This is a genomic window from Candidatus Planktophila sp., assembly GCF_036734405.1.
Taxonomy (GTDB): domain Bacteria; phylum Actinomycetota; class Actinomycetes; order Nanopelagicales; family Nanopelagicaceae; genus Planktophila.
On sequence record NZ_DAIMYR010000002.1, the window covers coordinates 13140 to 31248 of the forward strand.

The 18109-nt window shown below is 46.4% G+C and carries 14 protein-coding genes; 8 read left to right on the top strand and 6 right to left on the bottom strand.

Annotation, left to right across the window (positions count from 1 at the left end; translation table 11 throughout):
• Positions 1-24 precede the first annotated feature (24 nt).
• The 5 genes from AC9UC2_RS02185 to AC9UC2_RS02205 all read left to right on the top strand — a co-directional run bounded on the left by AC9UC2_RS02185 (position 25) and on the right by AC9UC2_RS02205 (position 8671).
• Positions 25-2604, top strand: coding sequence for a LuxR C-terminal-related transcriptional regulator (locus AC9UC2_RS02185; protein WP_509524784.1), 2580 nt, complete (start codon positions 25-27; stop codon positions 2602-2604).
• 44 nt (positions 2605-2648) lie between these two features.
• The gene (locus tag AC9UC2_RS02190) at positions 2649-3860 is read left to right on the top strand and encodes an MFS transporter (RefSeq protein WP_509524787.1); all 1212 of its coding nucleotides are present in this window, start codon (positions 2649-2651) and stop codon (positions 3858-3860) included.
• Positions 3861-4060: 200 nt separating this feature from the next.
• Positions 4061-5908 carry an ABC transporter substrate-binding protein gene (locus AC9UC2_RS02195; RefSeq protein ID WP_509524790.1) on the top strand — a complete coding sequence of 616 codons (1848 nt, stop codon included), beginning with the start codon at positions 4061-4063 and terminating at the stop codon, positions 5906-5908.
• Between the two features lie 127 nt (positions 5909-6035).
• Positions 6036-7580 carry an ABC transporter permease gene (locus AC9UC2_RS02200; RefSeq protein ID WP_509524792.1) on the top strand — a complete coding sequence of 515 codons (1545 nt, stop codon included), beginning with the start codon at positions 6036-6038 and terminating at the stop codon, positions 7578-7580.
• A gap of 2 nt (positions 7581-7582) precedes the next feature.
• Positions 7583-8671: an ABC transporter permease gene (locus tag AC9UC2_RS02205; protein WP_509524795.1), complete on the top strand. Its 1089-nt coding sequence runs from the start codon at positions 7583-7585 to the stop codon at positions 8669-8671.
• A gap of 4 nt (positions 8672-8675) precedes the next feature.
• Here AC9UC2_RS02205 and AC9UC2_RS02210 read toward each other — a convergent pair whose 3' ends face one another.
• Positions 8676-9239, bottom strand: a complete 564-nt coding sequence (locus AC9UC2_RS02210) for a hypothetical protein (RefSeq protein WP_509524797.1) — start codon at positions 9237-9239, stop codon at positions 8676-8678.
• A 32-nt stretch (positions 9240-9271) separates the two neighbouring features.
• Here AC9UC2_RS02210 and AC9UC2_RS02215 point away from each other — a divergent pair, with 32 nt between their 5' ends.
• A complete protein-coding gene (locus AC9UC2_RS02215) occupies positions 9272-10921 on the top strand; it encodes an ABC transporter ATP-binding protein (RefSeq protein ID WP_509524800.1) in 1650 nt (549 codons plus the stop codon).
• A gap of 6 nt (positions 10922-10927) precedes the next feature.
• Entirely contained in the window at positions 10928-11542 is a 615-nt protein-coding gene (locus tag AC9UC2_RS02220) for a trimeric intracellular cation channel family protein (RefSeq protein WP_509524804.1), read from the top strand.
• Here AC9UC2_RS02220 and tgt read toward each other — a convergent pair.
• Together tgt and AC9UC2_RS02230 are read right to left on the bottom strand one after the other, a co-directional pair.
• On the bottom strand, positions 11539-12774 hold the full coding sequence (tgt, locus tag AC9UC2_RS02225; RefSeq protein WP_509524806.1) for a tRNA guanosine(34) transglycosylase Tgt: 1236 nt from the start codon (positions 12772-12774) through the stop codon (positions 11539-11541). The two genes, AC9UC2_RS02220 and tgt, sit on opposite strands and share 4 nt — an antisense overlap.
• 4 nt (positions 12775-12778) lie before the next feature.
• Positions 12779-14743: a M13 family metallopeptidase gene (locus tag AC9UC2_RS02230; protein ID WP_509524809.1), complete on the bottom strand. Its 1965-nt coding sequence runs from the start codon at positions 14741-14743 to the stop codon at positions 12779-12781.
• 58 nt (positions 14744-14801) lie between these two features.
• Here AC9UC2_RS02230 and AC9UC2_RS02235 point away from each other — a divergent pair, with 58 nt between their 5' ends.
• Entirely contained in the window at positions 14802-15284 is a 483-nt protein-coding gene (locus AC9UC2_RS02235) for a MarR family winged helix-turn-helix transcriptional regulator (protein WP_509524811.1), read from the top strand.
• 76 nt (positions 15285-15360) lie between these two features.
• Here AC9UC2_RS02235 and AC9UC2_RS02240 read toward each other — a convergent pair whose 3' ends face one another.
• The 3 genes from AC9UC2_RS02240 to panB all read right to left on the bottom strand — a co-directional run bounded on the left by AC9UC2_RS02240 (position 15361) and on the right by panB (position 18062).
• Positions 15361-15705, bottom strand: a complete 345-nt coding sequence (locus AC9UC2_RS02240) for a hypothetical protein (RefSeq protein WP_509524814.1) — start codon at positions 15703-15705, stop codon at positions 15361-15363.
• Between the two features lie 226 nt (positions 15706-15931).
• The gene (locus tag AC9UC2_RS02245; RefSeq protein WP_509524816.1) at positions 15932-17224 is read right to left on the bottom strand and encodes an MFS transporter; all 1293 of its coding nucleotides are present in this window, start codon (positions 17222-17224) and stop codon (positions 15932-15934) included.
• 25 nt (positions 17225-17249) lie between these two features.
• Positions 17250-18062, bottom strand: coding sequence for a 3-methyl-2-oxobutanoate hydroxymethyltransferase (gene panB / locus AC9UC2_RS02250; protein ID WP_509524819.1), 813 nt, complete (start codon positions 18060-18062; stop codon positions 17250-17252).
• Positions 18063-18109 lie beyond the last annotated feature (47 nt).

Consider the following 18109-nt stretch of genomic DNA (forward strand, 5'->3'; position numbering starts at 1 on the left):
TCCCAAAGGCCTCACCCTAAAGGCATGAGCGCAAAGGACGTTATCACCCCATCCATTGATCGCTCACGCATCGTCGCACCTGCTGTTCCAGGTAACTTCATTACAAGAAAACACCTTTTTCATCTTTTTGAAACTGGCCTACCCGGAGTAACTGTTGTGGCAGCTCCTGCTGGATTTGGAAAGAGCTCACTGGTTTCTCAGTGGGTTGAAAGTTCGCCACTGCCAACAGTGTGGCTCAGCGTTCATGCAACGGATTCAACACAAACTTTCTTTGCTCACGTTTTGGCAGCTATCAGAGTTAGGTTTCCTGATTTTGGATCTGATTTTGAAAACGAGCCAAGTGCCAATCCTTTGTTAAATGTGCAGAAACTAACTGAGGCTGCGAGGCAGCTAAAGCAGCCCTTCAACTTTGTACTTAACAATGGAGCTGCAGATAGTCAAGATGTATCTGATCTTGCTCAAACTTTTATCGATTTTCTTCCAGACAATGTTCATCTCATAATTGTCCGCAGAACCACTCCCGCTACATCACTTGCTCGATATGCAAGCCTGGGAAACCTCAGTCTAATCACTAGTCAAGATTTGAAATTTTCACCTGAAGAAGTTTCTCGAATATCAGATCTTAATGGCGCTGACATTGATAATGATTACTCACGCAAAATGCTCATGCGTTGTGATGGCTGGCCAGCAGCGGTACAGATGTTTACTCGCTCTTTTGCAAGAGGACACCAAAATTCACAATTGGAAATTGAATCAGATGCAAGCCCACTTGCGGTACTGGCCCTTGAAACTATCAACACCCTTAACGCAGAAAATAAATCGAAAATTTTCAGATTAGTTATACTGCAAGAGTTTGATCTAGAAACAGCAGCGATCGTGCTAGGTGAGGATTTCTCTGAAAGCTACATCAACAAGTTAGCTACAGATGGTCTGTTCATGAGTGTTTCTTCGGGGCCAAGTCGAATCTATAGATTCAATGACATTGTGTATCAAGTCTTGTCTCAGCAGAATTTTGGCGATCCTACACAAAACCAAAAAATCCATGAAAAACTCGCGACTTATTTCTGGGAAAAAAATGATTACGGAAATGCGCTTGATCATGTGTTTAAGTCTGGAAACAAAGAAAAGTTCCAAGTTTATTTGGACACAAGTATTCGACACATGGCAGTTATAGGTCGCGGAGACCAGTTAATAAAATGGTCTGAATACTCGGGTGATTCATCCCCAACTGGTGAAGTAATGAAAAAGACCATAAAGGTAATTGGTCATCTAGTAAATCTTGAATTTGCCCGAGCTGAAGCTTTGGCAACAGAGCTTGAAATCATCTCTGAGCAAAGCAAAGAACTTGAATTCCTGACCCAACTTACTTCCATGGCTTTTGCCCATATCTATTTTGCCCGGGGAGAGTTCACACGTTCACTTGCGATGATTGATAGAGCTCTTAAGACGGATTCTCCATTTGAGTCCATCGAAAATACTGATCGCATTGCCTTGCTGAGATTAAAGGCTGGAATTCATTTTCTTTATGATCAACCAGAAGAGATCTATGAATGCCTTAAGCAAGCCCGTTCGCTTATGAATACTGGCAACGTCATCAACGCTCCTTATTACATTACCTGCATTACCTCCATGTCATTGTGGTGTGAAGGTCGCTTTTTTGAAGCAGCAGAGCATGCATCAATTGCAATAAATCAAGCAGCGATTTCAGGGTACGGCTCAATCAGCGCGCCACTTGATGCTTACATGGTTTTGGCGCGTTGCCAATTAGAGCTTTCTGAATTAGAACAAGCGGTCGAAACTTCGACATTAATTGTTGAGAAATCAACTGATTCAAATATTTGGCCCTGGGCACTTATGGCCGAAGGTACACGTGCGCGAATTAACATCACAATGGGCCAAGTTCCTCAGATGATGGAGATAGTCAAACAACAGCGAGAAAGATTGGCCACATTAAAGTCGCCACATGAACTTAGCTGGCTAATTGACGTCACTGAGCTCTTCTTGCGTTTTGTGCTTGATGATTGGGAAAGAGCCGAAGAGCTGCTGCGTCGAATGCCTAAGATTGAAATGGTTCGACAAATAGATTTGAACGTTAAGTTTCAAGCTGACCCAAAGAAAATTCCTGCCTTGGTTGAAGCTTTTCCTGAAAATAACCCTCGCGAAAAGGTCAATAAGTTTCTCTATCAAGCAACTATCAATATTGATAGTGAGAATGTCGCTTTGGGATACCTCAATAAAGCACTTGATGTAGGGGCAGAAGTTGGGTATCACGAATATTTTGTAAGGCAACACCGTCTGTACTCCATCATGGTGAAGGCAGCTGCCGCCCAACCAACTGTATTCAGAGAAAGCGTGGTTAATGAAATGACAGAAAGAATTCAAGCAATGAATTCAGATACTGGAACTCTGGAAGAAAAGCTAACCACAAGAGAGCTAGAGATCTTGAAGCACCTGACGACAGGTGTTCCATTAAGTACTATCGCAAAGCAGCTCCATATTTCACAAAACACTATGAAGACACATTTGCGCAATGTCTACAGAAAATTAGATGTGGATGGCCGCCATACAGCGGTAGAAAAGGCCAAGAAACTGCTGCTCATTTAACTAGATGCAACTGCTTTTTAAGTCGATGGGCTAGGGTTCTAGATATGGGTCCAGCATTTAATCGTTTGTGGGCTGGAAGCATTGTTTCTAACTTAGCTGACGGCGTTTTAATTGCCGCAGCGCCATTATTGGCGATCACTTTGACTGATAGCACCGTGCTCATTTCGATTATTGGGGCAATGGTGATGTTGCCCTGGTTGCTATTTGCTATTCCTATCGGTGCCATGGTGGATCGGGTGGATCGCAGATTCATTTTGGCAGGCTCCAACGCTATCCGCAGTGCGGTGATTGGAGTGATGGCCCTTGGTATCGCAACCGGGCATGTGACTATTTATTGGTTGATTTTTTCAGCCTTTGTAATTGGAGTATGTGAAGTTGCAACCGATACAACTGCCCAATCTTTGATTCCACAAATTCTGGATGAAGAGCACTATGAAAAGGGCAATTCAAGACTTCAGATTTCAGAGACAGTTATTCAAGGCTTCATCGGGTCACCTCTTAGCGGCTTTCTTTATGCCCTGGCTATTTGGCTCCCATTTTTCATCAACAGTATTGGTTATGCAGTTGCCACTATTTTAGCTCTTTCGATTCCGATCCAATATTTGCAAGATGTCCGAACTGAAAGTGCTAAAGAGAATAAGCCACACTTTATTGAAGACATCAAGTTCGGAATCAGATACCTGTACAACCACAAAGTTTTAAGACGTCTAGTGCTAACTACCGCAACCATTGGTGTTTGCTATTCAATGGGAACCGCGACCATAGTTTTGTTTATCATCAAAGAGTTAGAACTTGAACCCAAATACTTTGGTGTCATTCTTACTATTCAAGGAATAGGCGCACTAGTTGGCGCAATTGTTGCTCCAAAGGCGTCCAAGAGATTTGGCCGAAGCATCATGATGACTATAGGAATAACGGGCAGTTCAGTAATTCTTTTGGCGCAAGGATTTTCCCCAAACATCTATGTTTTTGTAGGACTTGCGACTTTAGGCGGCTTTGCAATTGCGCAATGGAACATTTTGTTGATGGCTACCTATCAGGGCATCATTCCTAATGAACTGTACGGAAGAATTCATGGCACTCGTCGAACATTGGTGTGGGGCATGATGCCAATCGGTTCAGTTCTGGGCGGCGTACTTGCGCACTTTAGTTTGCGTTTACCTATGTACGTCGGCGGGATTATTGCCTCTGTCATTGCCATCAGTTCGATCCAGTTTTTCATGGGAATTGCCGGTCGGGTAGAGGCGGCTAAGTAGCCCATTTCTCACCCCTTGGATAGCCACGACTGGCGGATTACTCAGCCAAGGGTTACAAAGTTGTTATCAAAACAGGCTCATACCTATTGTTTACTTCTTGCTCATTTGCCGTTCATTAGGGCAGACTTCACCCACCAAAAGCGCCTTCGGGGTTGGTCGACTCTCCGCAGACGCTTTTCTTTAACCCTCAAGGAGGAACTATGAAGTTCACACGTAGCGCAAAGCTTGCGCTCGCAACTGCAGCTTCAGCAGCGTTGGCAGTTTCACTGCTAACACCTGCTCAAGCAAACACACGTTCAACGGTGGTTATTCACCACACGAACGTACAGACTGGTCTTAACTGCGGTCTTTCAACTACAAACAGCACTGTTTGTACTGACCAAGCAGCATTGACTGGAATGGGCTTTAACTATTACAACGATAAGAAAGAACTAATCAAGAACACTGTTTTTGGTAACTACCGTATTACTAAGAACTCAAAGACTGATTTCCGTGTTCAGTACACAGTTAACCCAGGTCGCGTATGGTCAGATGGCACACCAATTACTGGTGTAGACCTTCTTCTATCGCACATCCTTGGTAGCGATGATTACTCAAAGGCTGCAGGCCTTGGTGATCCAGCAAGCAAGACTGAAAAGCCTGCTTTCAACGGTCAAGGTTACGGAAGCACTTACCACAAGAACATTGTGGGAGAGCCAGTACTTTCTGCAGATGAAATGACAGTTACATTGCGCTACAAGAGCCCAATTGCAAACTGGGATCTATATGGTCCAGGACCAGCACCAGTTCACGCAATGGTTTTGATGGCAGAAGGTAAGACAGAACTTCAGTCAGCATCAGCTAACCTTGCAGCTAAGGATCGCTTCCTAGCAGCATTTAAGTCAAAGGACACAGCTCTTCTTAAGAAGATGGGTAAGGTTTGGTCTGAGGACTACACAATTACTACAGTCAACAAGGACACTAACCCATTGCTACTAATTAGCAACGGTGGATTCATGGTTGACAGTGCAGTTCCAAAGACATCAATGACAATGAAGTTGAACCCTAAGTACAACTCAGGTCCAAAGATGACTGGTTCAATTGACACAATCGTGTTCAAGGTGATCACTGATGGAACTGCTGCAGTACAGGCACTTGCAAACGGCGAACTTGATGTTTATGCAGGACAGGCAACAGCTGATGCTGTAGCTGCTCTGAAGAAGATCACAAACATCAATGTCACAGGTGGCGAGCAGGCTGTTTATGAGCACTGGGATCTCCACTACGACAGCGTCGAAGGTGAGCCTCCATACTCAGGTCTCTTCTCAGTAAAGGATGGCGCACGTTCAAAGGCTCTTCGTCAAGCATTCTTGCTAGCACTTCCTCGCAACGAAATCATGGAAAAGCTGATTGCTCCAATCAACGGAGTATCAACGCCTCTATGTACTGCTTGGGTTGCACCAGGATCTGCCGCATACGACAAGATCTGTGCTGTTAACGGTTCAGCGTTCTACACACGTGGAACACAAGAATCACGTAATAAGTCAGCACTTGCATTGGTACAGAAGTTCTATCCAGATGCTCTAAAGAAGCCTCTGACCGTGAACGTTCTTGTTCCAGGTGGAAACACACGCCGTGCAGCACAGTTCGCACTTGCAAAGGCAAACATGGCAAAGGTCGGCTTTAACCTAGTTGGCGATGTCCAATCAGGTTGGGGAGCACTTCTTGGAAATGGCAAGTACGACGCATTCTTCTTCGCTTGGGTTTCAAGCTCAGTGTTGCAGAAGCAGTCTTGTTCAGTTCTAGAGACAACAGGTGGTTCAAACTACGTAATGGGTTACTCCAACAAGATAGTTGACCGTGTCTGTGAAGAACTAGACGTTGCAATGAAGCCTGAACAACTAGTACAGAAGTACATTACAGCTGACCGTGCGCTATTTGCCGATGCTGTAACACTTCCTGTATTCGTTCACCCTGGTGTTAATGCAATTAACAAGAACCTTAAGGGTCTAAAGCCAGCTCCATTGTCACCACAGTTGACATGGAACTACTGGGAGTGGACATACTAAGGATTAATTTCCTTAGTTAGCTCTATACATTCAGTCCAAGGGACGCTCGGAGATCAAACTCCGAGCGTCCTTTGACTGTATAGTCAGGCAGTAATTTAAATTTTTAATCGAGGGGAATGCACATAACATGACAGCGTTTGTTCTTAGACGACTTGGAGTCTTAGGTGTCATCCTCTTCGGATCGAGTTTTATTCTTTATAACCTGGCGGCCATTTCAGCCGATCCTCTTGAAGATCTGCGTTTAAGTACAGATCCAAATAGAGACACTCAAATCTTGGTGTTAACGCGAGAGCTCCAGTTGGATGTTCCGCCACCACTGCGCTACTTCTTATGGTTAAGAGGCGTGTTTGGGGTATTTGTTGGGCAAGCAAACTTTGGAACTGGCCGCGATGGCGCCGCAGTTATTGATTCTTTGGCCTTAGCGATTCCCGTAACTCTTCGACTTGTTGCCGCTGCGACAGTATTGGCCGCAGTACTCGGCATCATGATCGGAATCGTTACCGCCCTTCGCCAGTACAGCCGTTTTGATTACTCAATGACCTTTATTGCATTCCTTTTGTTCTCACTTCCAATTTTTTGGGTAGCAGTTCTTCTCAAGGAATATCTTGCGATCTCATTTAACAATTTCTTAGTTGATCCACAAATTCCATTTAATTGGATTATAGGAATTGGGCTGGTTAGTGGTTTGTTCTGGGCAGCTGTCATTGGAGGAACTAGAAAGACATATTGGGTTACCTATGGCGTGGCATTTGCAATCTCAAGCACCTTAGTTGCAGTCATTGGTGCTACTGGATGGCTGCTAGACCCATCATTTGGGCCGATTGTGATTTTGCTGCTATCCATCGGAATCGCTTATGGAGTTACGCAACTTTCAGTTGGTGTCACAAACAAGGCAGCGCTTCGGGCATCGCTTGTGATGGCTGGCCTATCAATTGTTGCTTATTACCCAGCAAACTGGGTCTTTGATAAGTACCCTGGAAACTTCACTATTTTCCTCATGATCTGCGTTTTGATTACTACTGCAGTTTTTGTTGGTTTAGCATTTTCAAAAATCGACCGTGCTCCAATTGTGCGTACTGCAATAATCACGGGAGTCCTTTCTGGTGGACTTGTTTTCGTAGACAAGTTGATGCAGACCTGGAAGCCATACATGGAAACAGATGCGGTTAATTATCGCCCAGTTCCAACGGTTGGTGAAAGAAGCGACCTTATGGATGACAGCGATTTTTGGATTACCAGTTTGGACATTGTTACGCACTTATTCTTGCCAACACTTGCGTTAACTTTGATCGGTTTTGCGGGATATATTCGCTTTGCTCGTGGAACACTGCTAGAAGTTCTTAATCAAGATTACATTCGTACCGCTCGTGCTAAAGGCTTGACCGAACGTACTGTGATCATGCGCCACGCTTTCCGCAACACCATGATCCCAATGGCAACAATCTTGGTAGCAGATTTTGCAGGTGTTATTGGCGGCGCCTTTATTACTGAGAGCGTCTTTGCTTGGTCTGGAATGGGCACCTTGGCACTTACAGCGATTCGAGCCCAAGATCTGAACTTGCTAATGGGTGTTTTCTTTGTAACTGCAACCATGGCTGTCCTAGCTAACTTTGTCGCGGATTTGTTGTACTCAGCCTTAGACCCACGTATTCGAGTAGGAAGTGGTGCATAACCATGGCGCGCAAATCAAAAGCTAGTGTTGAATCAACCGAGGTCTTGAGCGGTGAAAATGCAATCCAAAACAAAGAGATCGAAGGCTTAAGTCAAGGTCAAATTGTTCGCAAGCGATTCTTTCGCCACCGCGCCGCGGTTGCATCTCTTGTCACCATTATTTCAATTGTTGCGCTTGCATTCACCGCGTTGGATTGGAAACTCTTTGGTGTTGTTAAGGTGCCAGGTTGGTGGAAATGGACACCAGAGGATCTTCCAGAGCTTCGTTTTGGTGACTGCCCAAATGACACAATTGGTTGTCCAACCATTTCTCTTCGCCCAAAATTCCTTGGTGGCGAAGGTATTGGATTAGGAACACACCCATTTGGTCAGGATGACATTGGTCGCGATTACTTCGCGCTAGTAATGAAAGGAACGCAACGTTCACTTTCTGTCATGGTTATCATCGGCAGCATTGCGGCAACACTTGGAGTAGTTGTTGGCTCAATCGCAGGTTTCTACCGCGGTCGCATCGATGCAATTTTGATGCGCTTTGTAGATTTCATGATCACAATCCCAGTAATCATTATTGGTTCTGTAGTTGGTTACCGTTACGGAAACCTAGGAGCTACTTTCTTAGCATTGTTGCTCGGTTTGTTTGCGTGGACCGGACTTTCGCGTCTTGTTCGTGGCGAGTTCTTATCGCTTCGCGAACGTGAATTCGTAGATGCTGCCCGCGTTGCAGGTGCAACCAATAAGCGCATCATTTTCAAGCACATCCTGCCAAATGCAGTCGGTGTCATTATTGTTTCGGTGACATTGTTGTTATCTGGTGCGATTTTGCTTGAAACCGCACTGAGCTACATTGGTTTCGGAGTTGTTCCACCAGATGTTTCATTAGGACTTTTGATTAGCCAGTACCAGGACTCGTTTACTACACGTCCTTGGCTTTTCTGGTACCCAGGTCTATTCATTATCTCTATCGCTTTGAGCATTAACTTTATTGGTGATGGCTTGCGTGATGCCTTTGATCCGCGTCAACGCCGCCGAATCTCCAAAAAGGAGCGTCAAGAATCAGCTACCGCTAAAAAGTTAGCGCAGGCCAATGATTAATTCGCTAAATGAAAGCCGCTGCTGCCCCGAGCAAGAGCAATGCTGCAATGACAAACAATCCTCGGTTATCTCGCAGGATCTCAAACTCGCTGGCAGCACCAGCAACGAAGTTTTTCTTTCGAATCTTGGCCATGTAGGCACAGATTCCAGAGTCACTCTTAAGCGAGTCACCCACTCGTCGCGGATCATCCGCGCCGGGAAGCAGATCGGTCTTGTGCATTCTTCGACTGTGACGACCACTCGGAGCTGGAGCAGCCCACGCGTGGAAACTCTCGCCTCTGATCTGGATGGACATGCTGTACTTGGTTTCGATCTCCTCAACCAGGTCCCACGTAGCGGTGATCTCTTTGGTTGGGTTAACGATCTTGATACCTTCATCAAAGAGAAGAACGTAGGGCTTCAGGAAGAGCAGGTACGCACCAATAGCGCCAGCTCCACAGATGCCAATGTTCGTAACAATGTCGCCACCGTAGAAAAAGCTTTGCACAATGAATCCGATAAAGAAGGCGATAAGAATCCAGCCACTGGCAATCGCGCTTCCGGGTCTGAACTTTTCACTATTCGTCATTCCGCAAGTTTCTCACAGATAGGGTCAACCAAATGAGTAAGCCAGTCTTAGAGATCAAGGATTTTAATGTTGATTTCTGGGTAGATGGAGTCTGGTACCCAGCAGTTATTGGTATGAACCTTTCTCTCGAGCCAGGAAAAGTTACAGCGATCGTTGGAGAATCAGGTTCAGGTAAGTCAACAACAGCACTTGGTTTGATGTCTTTGTTGGCATCAAATGCGCGCATGTCTGGATCAGTAAAGGTTAAGGATCAAGAGATGCTTAACGCCAAGGCGGTTACTTTGCGAAAGTTCCGCGGCAAAGAGGTTGCTTACATTTTCCAGGAGCCAATGACTGCGCTCAATCCAATTTACACAATCGGTTTCCAGATCATGGAAACTCTTCGCAATCACTTTGATATGGGTCCAAAAGAAGCACATGCTCGCGCACTTGAACTGATCACAATGGTTGATATTCCAGATCCTGAAAAATCAATTGAAAAGTACCCACACCAACTTTCAGGTGGACAGCGCCAGCGCGCAATGATCGCGCAAGCCCTTGCTTGTGACCCAGGTTTGCTTGTGGCAGATGAGCCAACGACAGCGCTGGATGTAACTGTTCAAGCTGAAATTCTTGACTTAATGCGTGGCCTGAAGGACAAGCTAAATTCTGCAATCCTTTTGATCACACATGACATGGGTGTAGTTGCAGATATGGCTGATGAAATCCTTGTAATGAAGGATGGAATCACCGTTGAATCAGGAACTGCAGATCAGATCTTTAATAAGCCAGTACATCCATACACTCAACAACTTCTTGGATCTGTGCCAAAGCTTGGATCTAGTAAGAAGCGCGAACTTCCATACAAGGAAAGTGCAAAGCCAGCACCAGTATTGAAGTTAGACAATGTCACTATTGAGTATCCAAAGCGTGGACGAATTCCAGCTTTCGTTGCGGTTAAGAACTTTAGTCTTGAGATCTACCCAGGTGAGATTGTTGGCCTAGTAGGTGAATCAGGTTCTGGAAAGACCACGGTTGGTCGCGCATCAATTGGTTTGCTTCCAATCAAAGAAGGAAAACTAGAAATTGTTGGCAAAGACATTAGCCATGCAACTCAAAAGGAGTTGTTTACAATTCGCCGTCACACCGGAATTGTTTTCCAGGATCCAGCCTCATCTTTGAACCCACGTCTTCCAATTGGTGAATCAATTGGCGAGCCATTGTTCTTGGCAGGTTTGGCAAAGGGCGCCGATCTAGCTCACAAGGTAGAAGAGTTGTTGGATCAAGTTGAACTTCCACGTAGCTATCGCAACCGTTACCCACATGAGCTTTCAGGTGGACAGCGACAGCGCGTAGGTATCGCACGTGCCTTGGCGCTGACACCGGATCTATTGATTGCCGATGAACCAACATCTGCACTAGATGTGTCTGTACAGGCTCGCTTCCTTGAACTGTTGCAAGAGCTTCAGGGCAAGTTGAACTTTGCGTGTTTGTTTATCTCTCACGACTTAGCAGTTGTTGACATCTTGTCGCACCGAATTGCAGTTATGCAAAATGGTTTGCTTGTCGAAGTTGGCGACCGTGATCAGATTCTGAAGAACCCTAAGAATGATTACACCAAGCGTCTAATTTCAGCTGTTCCTGTTCCAGATCCAAAGGAACAAAAGATTCGTCGCGAGGCTCGTTTAGCTCTTAAGAAGTAATCCACCATGGATCTAGACCTTTTAGTCTTTGGTCTTGACTTAGTTTCAACCTTTGCCTTTGCATTAGTTGGGGCAAGAGTTGCAGCCAGCAAAGGTTTAGATTACGGCGGCATTCTTTTCATCGCAGCAGTTGCATCAATTTCTGGCGGCACCCTGCGCAATTTGTTTATGGGCCAACAACCGCCATGGATTCAGTACCCATGGTTGTTCGCACCAATCATCGCTGCATTTTTGATCACCATTTCAATGGGAAAGACGCAAGATGTTGGTCGCTTCGCGCTTTCTCTTGATACCTTGGGGCTAGCTGTTGCTACGGTTTCAAGTGTTCAGTTCGCACTTTTATACGATGCACCGCTCGTAGTGGCTGCAGTTCTTGGATTAATCGGTGCGGTCTCTGGCGGCTTGTTCCGAGACATCATGTGCCAGATAAAACCTGTCCTGCTTCACCGCGAAACTATTGGTACCGCATCTCTTTCGGGCGCAGTTGTTTACTTAGCCCTTGATGCCATAGACCTTAATGAGGCGTTAGTTGTGGCAGTGGCCGGCTTGGTTGTGGTTCTGGTCCGCGAACTATCGATTAAGTACAACTGGAATCTGCCTAAGGTTGTAAAAAACCCTTAGTCGCGCGACTGCCCACTTCGGTGGGTGTATCGGCCTAAGAAATCGGCCTTCATGTCAGCAAAGTTTCCATCAAGAAGTGCCTGACGCATCTGATCTACCAAGCGAACAATAAATCTTTCATTATGAATCGTTGCCAAGGTCGCACTAATGATTTCCTTACCGCGGAATACATGGTGCATATAAGCCCGTGTGTAGTGCGTACAGGTGTAACAGTCGCATTGGCTGTCTATGGGCGTGAAATCCCGCTTAAAACGGCTGTTAGACAGGTTAAAACGCCCCTCCATCGTGTACACAGCACTTGTGCGTGCAATTCTGCTCGCCAATACGCAATCAAAGGTGTCACAACCGTTTTCTACACCGACAAATAGATCTTCTGGGGCGCCGATTCCCAACAAGTGACGGGGTTTATCTTCGGGCAAAATTTCATTGACCCAAGAAACAATTGTTCCCAGTTGACCCTTGTCCAAGGCCCCACCGATTCCAAAACCATCAAAGGATTGGCCACTAGATTCCAAAGAACCCAGATCAGTTGCCGCCTTCTTTCGAAGATCTTCATATTGGGCCCCTTGGATTACCCCGAACAAGGCTTGATAGGGCTTATCGATTCGTTGCTCGGTCAGGCGTTTGTGTTCATCCAGGCAACGGATGGCCCAGGCATAGGTGCGATCCATCGCTAGTTCTTGATAGGGGCGGGTGTTATGCAAGGTCGTGCACTCATCAAATGCGAACATGATGTCGGCACCGATTTGATGTTGAACCTGCATTGATACTTCTGGAGTAAATCGATGCATCGATCCGTCAAGGTGGGATTTAAAAGTTACACCTTCATCATCGACATGGGCTAAGCGATCCTTGTTTCCGGCAATGACATCATCTCGACGAAATGTTTGCGCATCCATCGCTAAGACTTTTTTGAAACCAACCCCCAATGACAAAACTTGAAAACCACCAGAGTCAGTAAAGGTTGGCCCAGGCCAGTTCATAAATTTGGCTAGCCCACCAGCCTCATCTAATACATCTGATCCTGGTTGTAAATACAAGTGATAGGCGTTTGAAAGTAAAGCTTGTGAACCCAGATCCTTCATCGCTTCTGGCAGCACCGATTTAACGGTGGCTTTGGTGCCTACCGGAATAAATGCTGGCGTCTGAATTGGTCCGTGCGGAGTGTTGATAGTTCCAACACGTGCCAATGAGTCGCTTTGCGCATGCTTGATATCAAATGAAAAACTCAATGCATTACCAAATCTGAACTCGAGCTTGTTCCTCTAACCACAGTGCATCTTTATCGGTAACCCCAAACTCTTCATAGAAAGGCGTAAAGTTCTTAAGGATTTGATTGCATCGAAATTCAGCAGGCGAGTGTGGATCGGTCGCAATTCGACGGCGCATCTCTTCTGGACGAACCTTGGCCCGCCAAATTTGAGCCCAAGAAAGCATTAATCGTTTTTCACCGCTCATACCGTCTATGACTGGAGATGGTTTTCCGGCTAGTGAAATCTGGTAAGCCTTGTAAGCGATAGTTAGTCCACCCAGGTCACCAATGTTTTCACCAATCGTTAAAGCGCCATTGACATTTACATCGGGTGCTTCTTCAGGAATCAACGCGTCATACTGAGCGATCAGGGCCTTGGTACGTTCTTCAAAAGCTGCACGATCTGCATCAGTCCACCAGTTGTTAAGCGCTCCATCGCCATCATATTTGGAGCCTTGATCATCAAAACCGTGTCCGATTTCGTGGCCAATAACTGCGCCAATGCCACCGTAGTTAACGGCGTCATCATGATCTAAACCAAAGAACGGTGCCTGCAAGATAGCTGCAGGAAAAACGATCTCATTCATGACTGGGTTGTAATAGGCGTTAACAGTTTGCGGAGCCATAAACCATTCATCGCGGTCAACCGGCTTACCAATCTTTGAAAGTTCATGATCTCGCTGAAACTTAACTACGCGGCCCACATTTCCGTATAGGTCATCGGGGGTTGTCTGCAAAGCGCTGTAATCACGCCACTTATCTGGGTAGCCAATCTTGGGGCGGAACTTGCCCAGTTTCTCCAAAGCTTTGACCTTGGTCTCAGGGCTCATCCATGCCAGTTCGTTAATGCTGCCGCGATAGGCCTCGATCAGATTTGCAACCAGTTTTTCCATGCGGGCTTTGGCTTCGGCCGGGAAGTACTTTTGCACATAAACCTTTCCAACAGCTTCGCCCAATGAACCTTCAATCATGGAAACAGCGCGCTTCCAGCGCTCGCGAAGTTCAGGAGTTCCAGAAAGAGTCTTGCCAAAGAATGCAAAGTTTTCATTTGAGAATTCATCCGACAAGTAAGGAGCTGATCCACTAACGATGTGCCACTTGAGCCAAGCCTTCCAAGCATCAGCATCAAAGTTAGCCAAGATGGCACCTAGCCCTTCAAAAAATGAGGGCTGCTGAACGATGACAGAATCCAAAACAATTGCTGGAATTTCGCCAGCTGCCAAGTAATGCTCCCAGTCAAAAGCAGGCATCAAAGCCTTAACTTCTGTGCGGTTCATCTTGTTATAGGTCAGCGTCGCATCGCGATTTTTCACCTGGTCCCAATGATGGCCAGCGATACTGGTTTCAAGGGCCATCACCTTCGCTGCATTTTCAGCTGGGTTTGAAACCTTAGCTAAGGTGAACATCGCAGTTATGTGGGCAAGGTATGCGGTTCTTATCTCGGCATACTTTTCTTCTCGGTAGTACGCCTCGTCTGGCAATGAAATTCCACCCTGTGCCAGGTACAAGATATTTGTTGAGGCATCCTTCATGTCGGCATAGATAAAGGTGCCAAAAATTCCAGAGGTTCCGCGAGCTTCTAACTGAGAAAATGTCGAAATGAAATCGGCTATTGTTGAAATTGAATCAACCAGGGCCAGCTCTGCGGCAATAGGGGAGCAACCTTTAGCGTTGACTGCAGCTGAATCCATAAATGATTTATAGATATGTGCAATCTTGGTCGCCTCATCAGAGCCACTGGCACCTTCAATGATTTCGCGAACTCTAGCTTCGGATTGAACACGCAGCGCCATAAATGCTCCATCAGTGGCACGATCTGCGGGGATAACGGCGGTCTTGAGCCACCCACCATTAAAGTGGCGATACAAATCATCTTGTGGTCGCACCGTTTGATCCTGGTGGGAAAAATCTAAACCTGCAGCTGACAAGCCATCTTTACTAGAACGCACGCTATTCCCCTTCAATTAAAAGTAGTTGAAGCTTCAACCTTTGCCGTAGACTGCACTCATGGCACGTGAAAACGCTACCGCACCAAGGTGGCTCAACCCCACCGAAATGAAGGCTTGGCGACGTTACATAATCGCTAGCCGACGGTTGCTCGAAGCCTTGGATTCGGATTTAGATGCGCACGATTTATCAATGCCAGATTATGAAATCCTGGTTCAACTCAGTGACGCCCCAGATCGCAGTATGAGAATGAGTGATTTAGCCGCTAGTGCTTTGTTGTCCAGGTCGCGGTTATCGCACCGCATGAAGGTTATGGAAAAAGAGGGTTGGGTTCGCCGCGAGCCTTGCCCAGGTGACAAACGAGGCTACTTTGCAGTGATGACTCCCAAGGGCTGGAAAGCAATTGTTGCTGCTGCCCCTGATCATGTGGAAAGTGTTCGAACTCGATTTATGGATCACCTATCAAAAAGTGATCAGCAAACCTTGGCAGAAATATTTGAACGCATTGAAGAATCACTTCGTAAAGATGCACAGGAAGATTAGAAAACTTCTTTGTCATTTATGACATAAAAAAACCCGCCACATAGAGTGGCGGGTTTTTTTAATATGCTTGAGGGCTTTACTTAGCCTTCTTTGCTGCCTTCTTGCGACGCTTCTTTGGAGCTGCTGCTGGAGCTGCTGCCTTCTTGCGACGCTTTGGAGCTGCCTTCTTAGCTGCTGCCTTCTTGCGCTTCTTTGGAGCTGCCTTCTTAGCTGCTGCCTTCTTGCGGCGCTTTGGAGCTGCCTTCTTAGCTGCTGCCTTCTTGCGACGCTTTGGAGCAGCCTTCTTTGCTGCTGCCTTCTTGCGGCGCTTCTTTGGTGCTGCTGCTACTGCAGCTGCCTTCTTACGACGCTTCTTTGGAGCAGCTGGTGCTGCTGCCTTCTTGCGACGCTTCTTTGGTGCTGCTTTCTTTGCTGCGGCCACGTACTTCTCCTATCGGAATGGTTCGGATCCGTCACCCAAACCTGTTCATGGATAAGCGTGACATCAATTGGACAAAAATGCCAACATTTTGTGACAAATAATTTAGCGCGTGTCGCAAATTTATATTTTTATTTTTGTATGCATCTTCGGAAATTTCATTACTTTTTATTTTCGATTTTTATTAATTTCGTGAAAATTTGTAAAAATCCCTCAAAATTGTGTCAAGTTAGGAATTCTCGTCCTCTGATTGAGGGTTTACGCGTAATTTTTCCGCCATTTTCTGATTTTCGAGGGCATATTTGTTGGTTCTGATGTCGAATTTTCTAAAATCTGGCAAAAAACTGGCCAGTAACACGACCGCAATTACACAAATGATTCCGCCACTTGTTACCGAAATACTTAACGTAGTAGCCGCCGCCATTCCAGCTGCACGCATCTGGCCCGCAAGTGGGCCCACCGAATATGACAACAACTCGATTCCAGCCAGACGTCCTCGAAGATTGTCGGGAATAGTTTGGTTCCACATTGCTGATCTAAAGAGGGCGCTGATCATGTCCGATGCCCCCGCCAAGGTCAGAAAGAGAAGTACCAGCCACAGATAATTTGTTGCACCTGACAATGCGATGGCAACACCCCAACCGATTGCTGCCCACATAATCGCCCGACCATAGAAGTGCACATTTTTTGCCCACCCACTTGTCAGAACAATTGCGACAGAGCCAACAGTTCCGGCGGCATAGAGCAATCCCAAGGCCCATGGTGCACCTAATTGATCTGCCCAAAATGGAATCAACGCCGTTGGCATAGCAAAGAACATCGCCGCTAAATCAATCAGGTAGGTACCTAATAAATCTTTCCTACTGAATGCATATTTCACACCATCGATTAACGCTGACAGGGATGGGGCTTCGGCCTCGTGGCTGGGTGGGATGTTTTTCATAAACGCAATCAACGCAAGAGAAATAATGAAGGTTGCGATATCGGCGGCGTAGCCAACCGATATCGAATACGTTGAAATCAAAACACCACCAATAGCTGGCCCCACGATGACACCGATCTGCCAACGCAAACTCATCAGGGCTGCAGCCGCTGTCATATCTTCGTGATCGACAAGGCGCGGCAGCGCGGCCTGCATTGCTGGCTGTCGCAAACCACTAGTGGCAGCAAATAGTCCGGACACGATGTAAATCAGCAGCAGGCTAGGAGAATCCATCATCGAATTAATCAGCAAAATTGCGGTAAAAAGCAGTGATAGCAATTCGGTGATCCAAATTAGTTTTTTACGATCTAAGGCATCGGCCAGGACTCCGCCATATAGGCCAAAGATGATCAGCGGAACAATCTCAACCAAACCACTAATGGCAACTGCAATATAAGAGCCCGTCAACTCTTTAACTTGGAAGGGCACTGCCACGTAAGTGATCATTGACCCGAAGTAAGAAATCAATCCGGCAGCCCACAGCAAGGAAAAGTCCTTGGACTTTCGCAAGGGGGCTAGATCAATAACGAAATTGGCCACGCGCCAACCCTAGTTCAAAGCGGTCTTAATTAAAGGTTTGGGCCTGGGTAGGAAAGTTGCCAGCACGAACATCATCGGCAAATTCGGTTGTGGCCGCCAACATTTCTGCGCGCAGATTTCGATAGGCCTTGGCCAACTTTGGGGCTTTCTTGGTGATGCCCATTAAATCCGTCCAGACCAATACTTGTGAATCGCAGTTAACACCAGCGCCGATTCCAACTGTTGGGATTTGAAGAGCGGCGGTAATTCTTGTGGCCAGTTCTGCCGGAACTAATTCAAGAACAATTGCAAAAGCACCTGCAGCTTCTAAGGCAAGGGCAGCTTCCATAATCGCATCCCCATCGGTGCGACCTTGGACACGGTATCCGCCCAATTGATGCATTGATTGTGGCGTTAGCCCTAAGTGGCCCATCACTGGAATTCCGCTGCTCACTAACTTTTTAACAGTTTCAATGTGCGCACCTTCTAGCTTTACCGCCATCACACCAGACTCTTTGAAAAATCGAATAGATGTTGCAAGTGCTAATTCAGGTGATGCTTCGTATGAACCAAATGGCAGATCAGCCACAACCATTGCCCTTTTAGATCCGCGAACAACTGCGCGGGTCAGGGGGATTAATTCATCGACGGTTACTGGGATGGTGTTCTCTTCGCCTAAGAAATTGTTGCCGGCGCTGTCGCCAACTAGAAGTACGGGAATGCCCGCCTCATCAAAAATTTCTGCCGTCATTGATTCGTAGGCGGTCAGCATTGCCCATTTTTCGCCACGCTTTTTTGCCGCAGCTAAATCAACAATTGTCACGCGTCGGTGCAGGGCGCCGCCATATAGAGATTCCATTGCTTCCTCTCCTCGAAGCCACCTATGTGGTCCCCGGGTACGCAACA

Coding starts and splice junctions, on each gene's coding strand:
- AC9UC2_RS02185 (WP_509524784.1), top strand. CDS start 25: ATGAGCGCAAAGGACGTTATCACCCCATCCATTGATCGCTCACGCATC.
- AC9UC2_RS02190 (WP_509524787.1), top strand. CDS start 2,649: ATGGGTCCAGCATTTAATCGTTTGTGGGCTGGAAGCATTGTTTCTAAC.
- AC9UC2_RS02195 (WP_509524790.1), top strand. CDS start 4,061: ATGAAGTTCACACGTAGCGCAAAGCTTGCGCTCGCAACTGCAGCTTCA.
- AC9UC2_RS02200 (WP_509524792.1), top strand. CDS start 6,036: ATGACAGCGTTTGTTCTTAGACGACTTGGAGTCTTAGGTGTCATCCTC.
- AC9UC2_RS02205 (WP_509524795.1), top strand. CDS start 7,583: ATGGCGCGCAAATCAAAAGCTAGTGTTGAATCAACCGAGGTCTTGAGC.
- AC9UC2_RS02210 (WP_509524797.1), bottom strand. CDS start 9,239: ATGACGAATAGTGAAAAGTTCAGACCCGGAAGCGCGATTGCCAGTGGC.
- AC9UC2_RS02215 (WP_509524800.1), top strand. CDS start 9,272: ATGAGTAAGCCAGTCTTAGAGATCAAGGATTTTAATGTTGATTTCTGG.
- AC9UC2_RS02220 (WP_509524804.1), top strand. CDS start 10,928: ATGGATCTAGACCTTTTAGTCTTTGGTCTTGACTTAGTTTCAACCTTT.
- AC9UC2_RS02235 (WP_509524811.1), top strand. CDS start 14,802: ATGGCACGTGAAAACGCTACCGCACCAAGGTGGCTCAACCCCACCGAA.
- panB (WP_509524819.1), bottom strand. CDS start 18,062: ATGGAATCTCTATATGGCGGCGCCCTGCACCGACGCGTGACAATTGTT.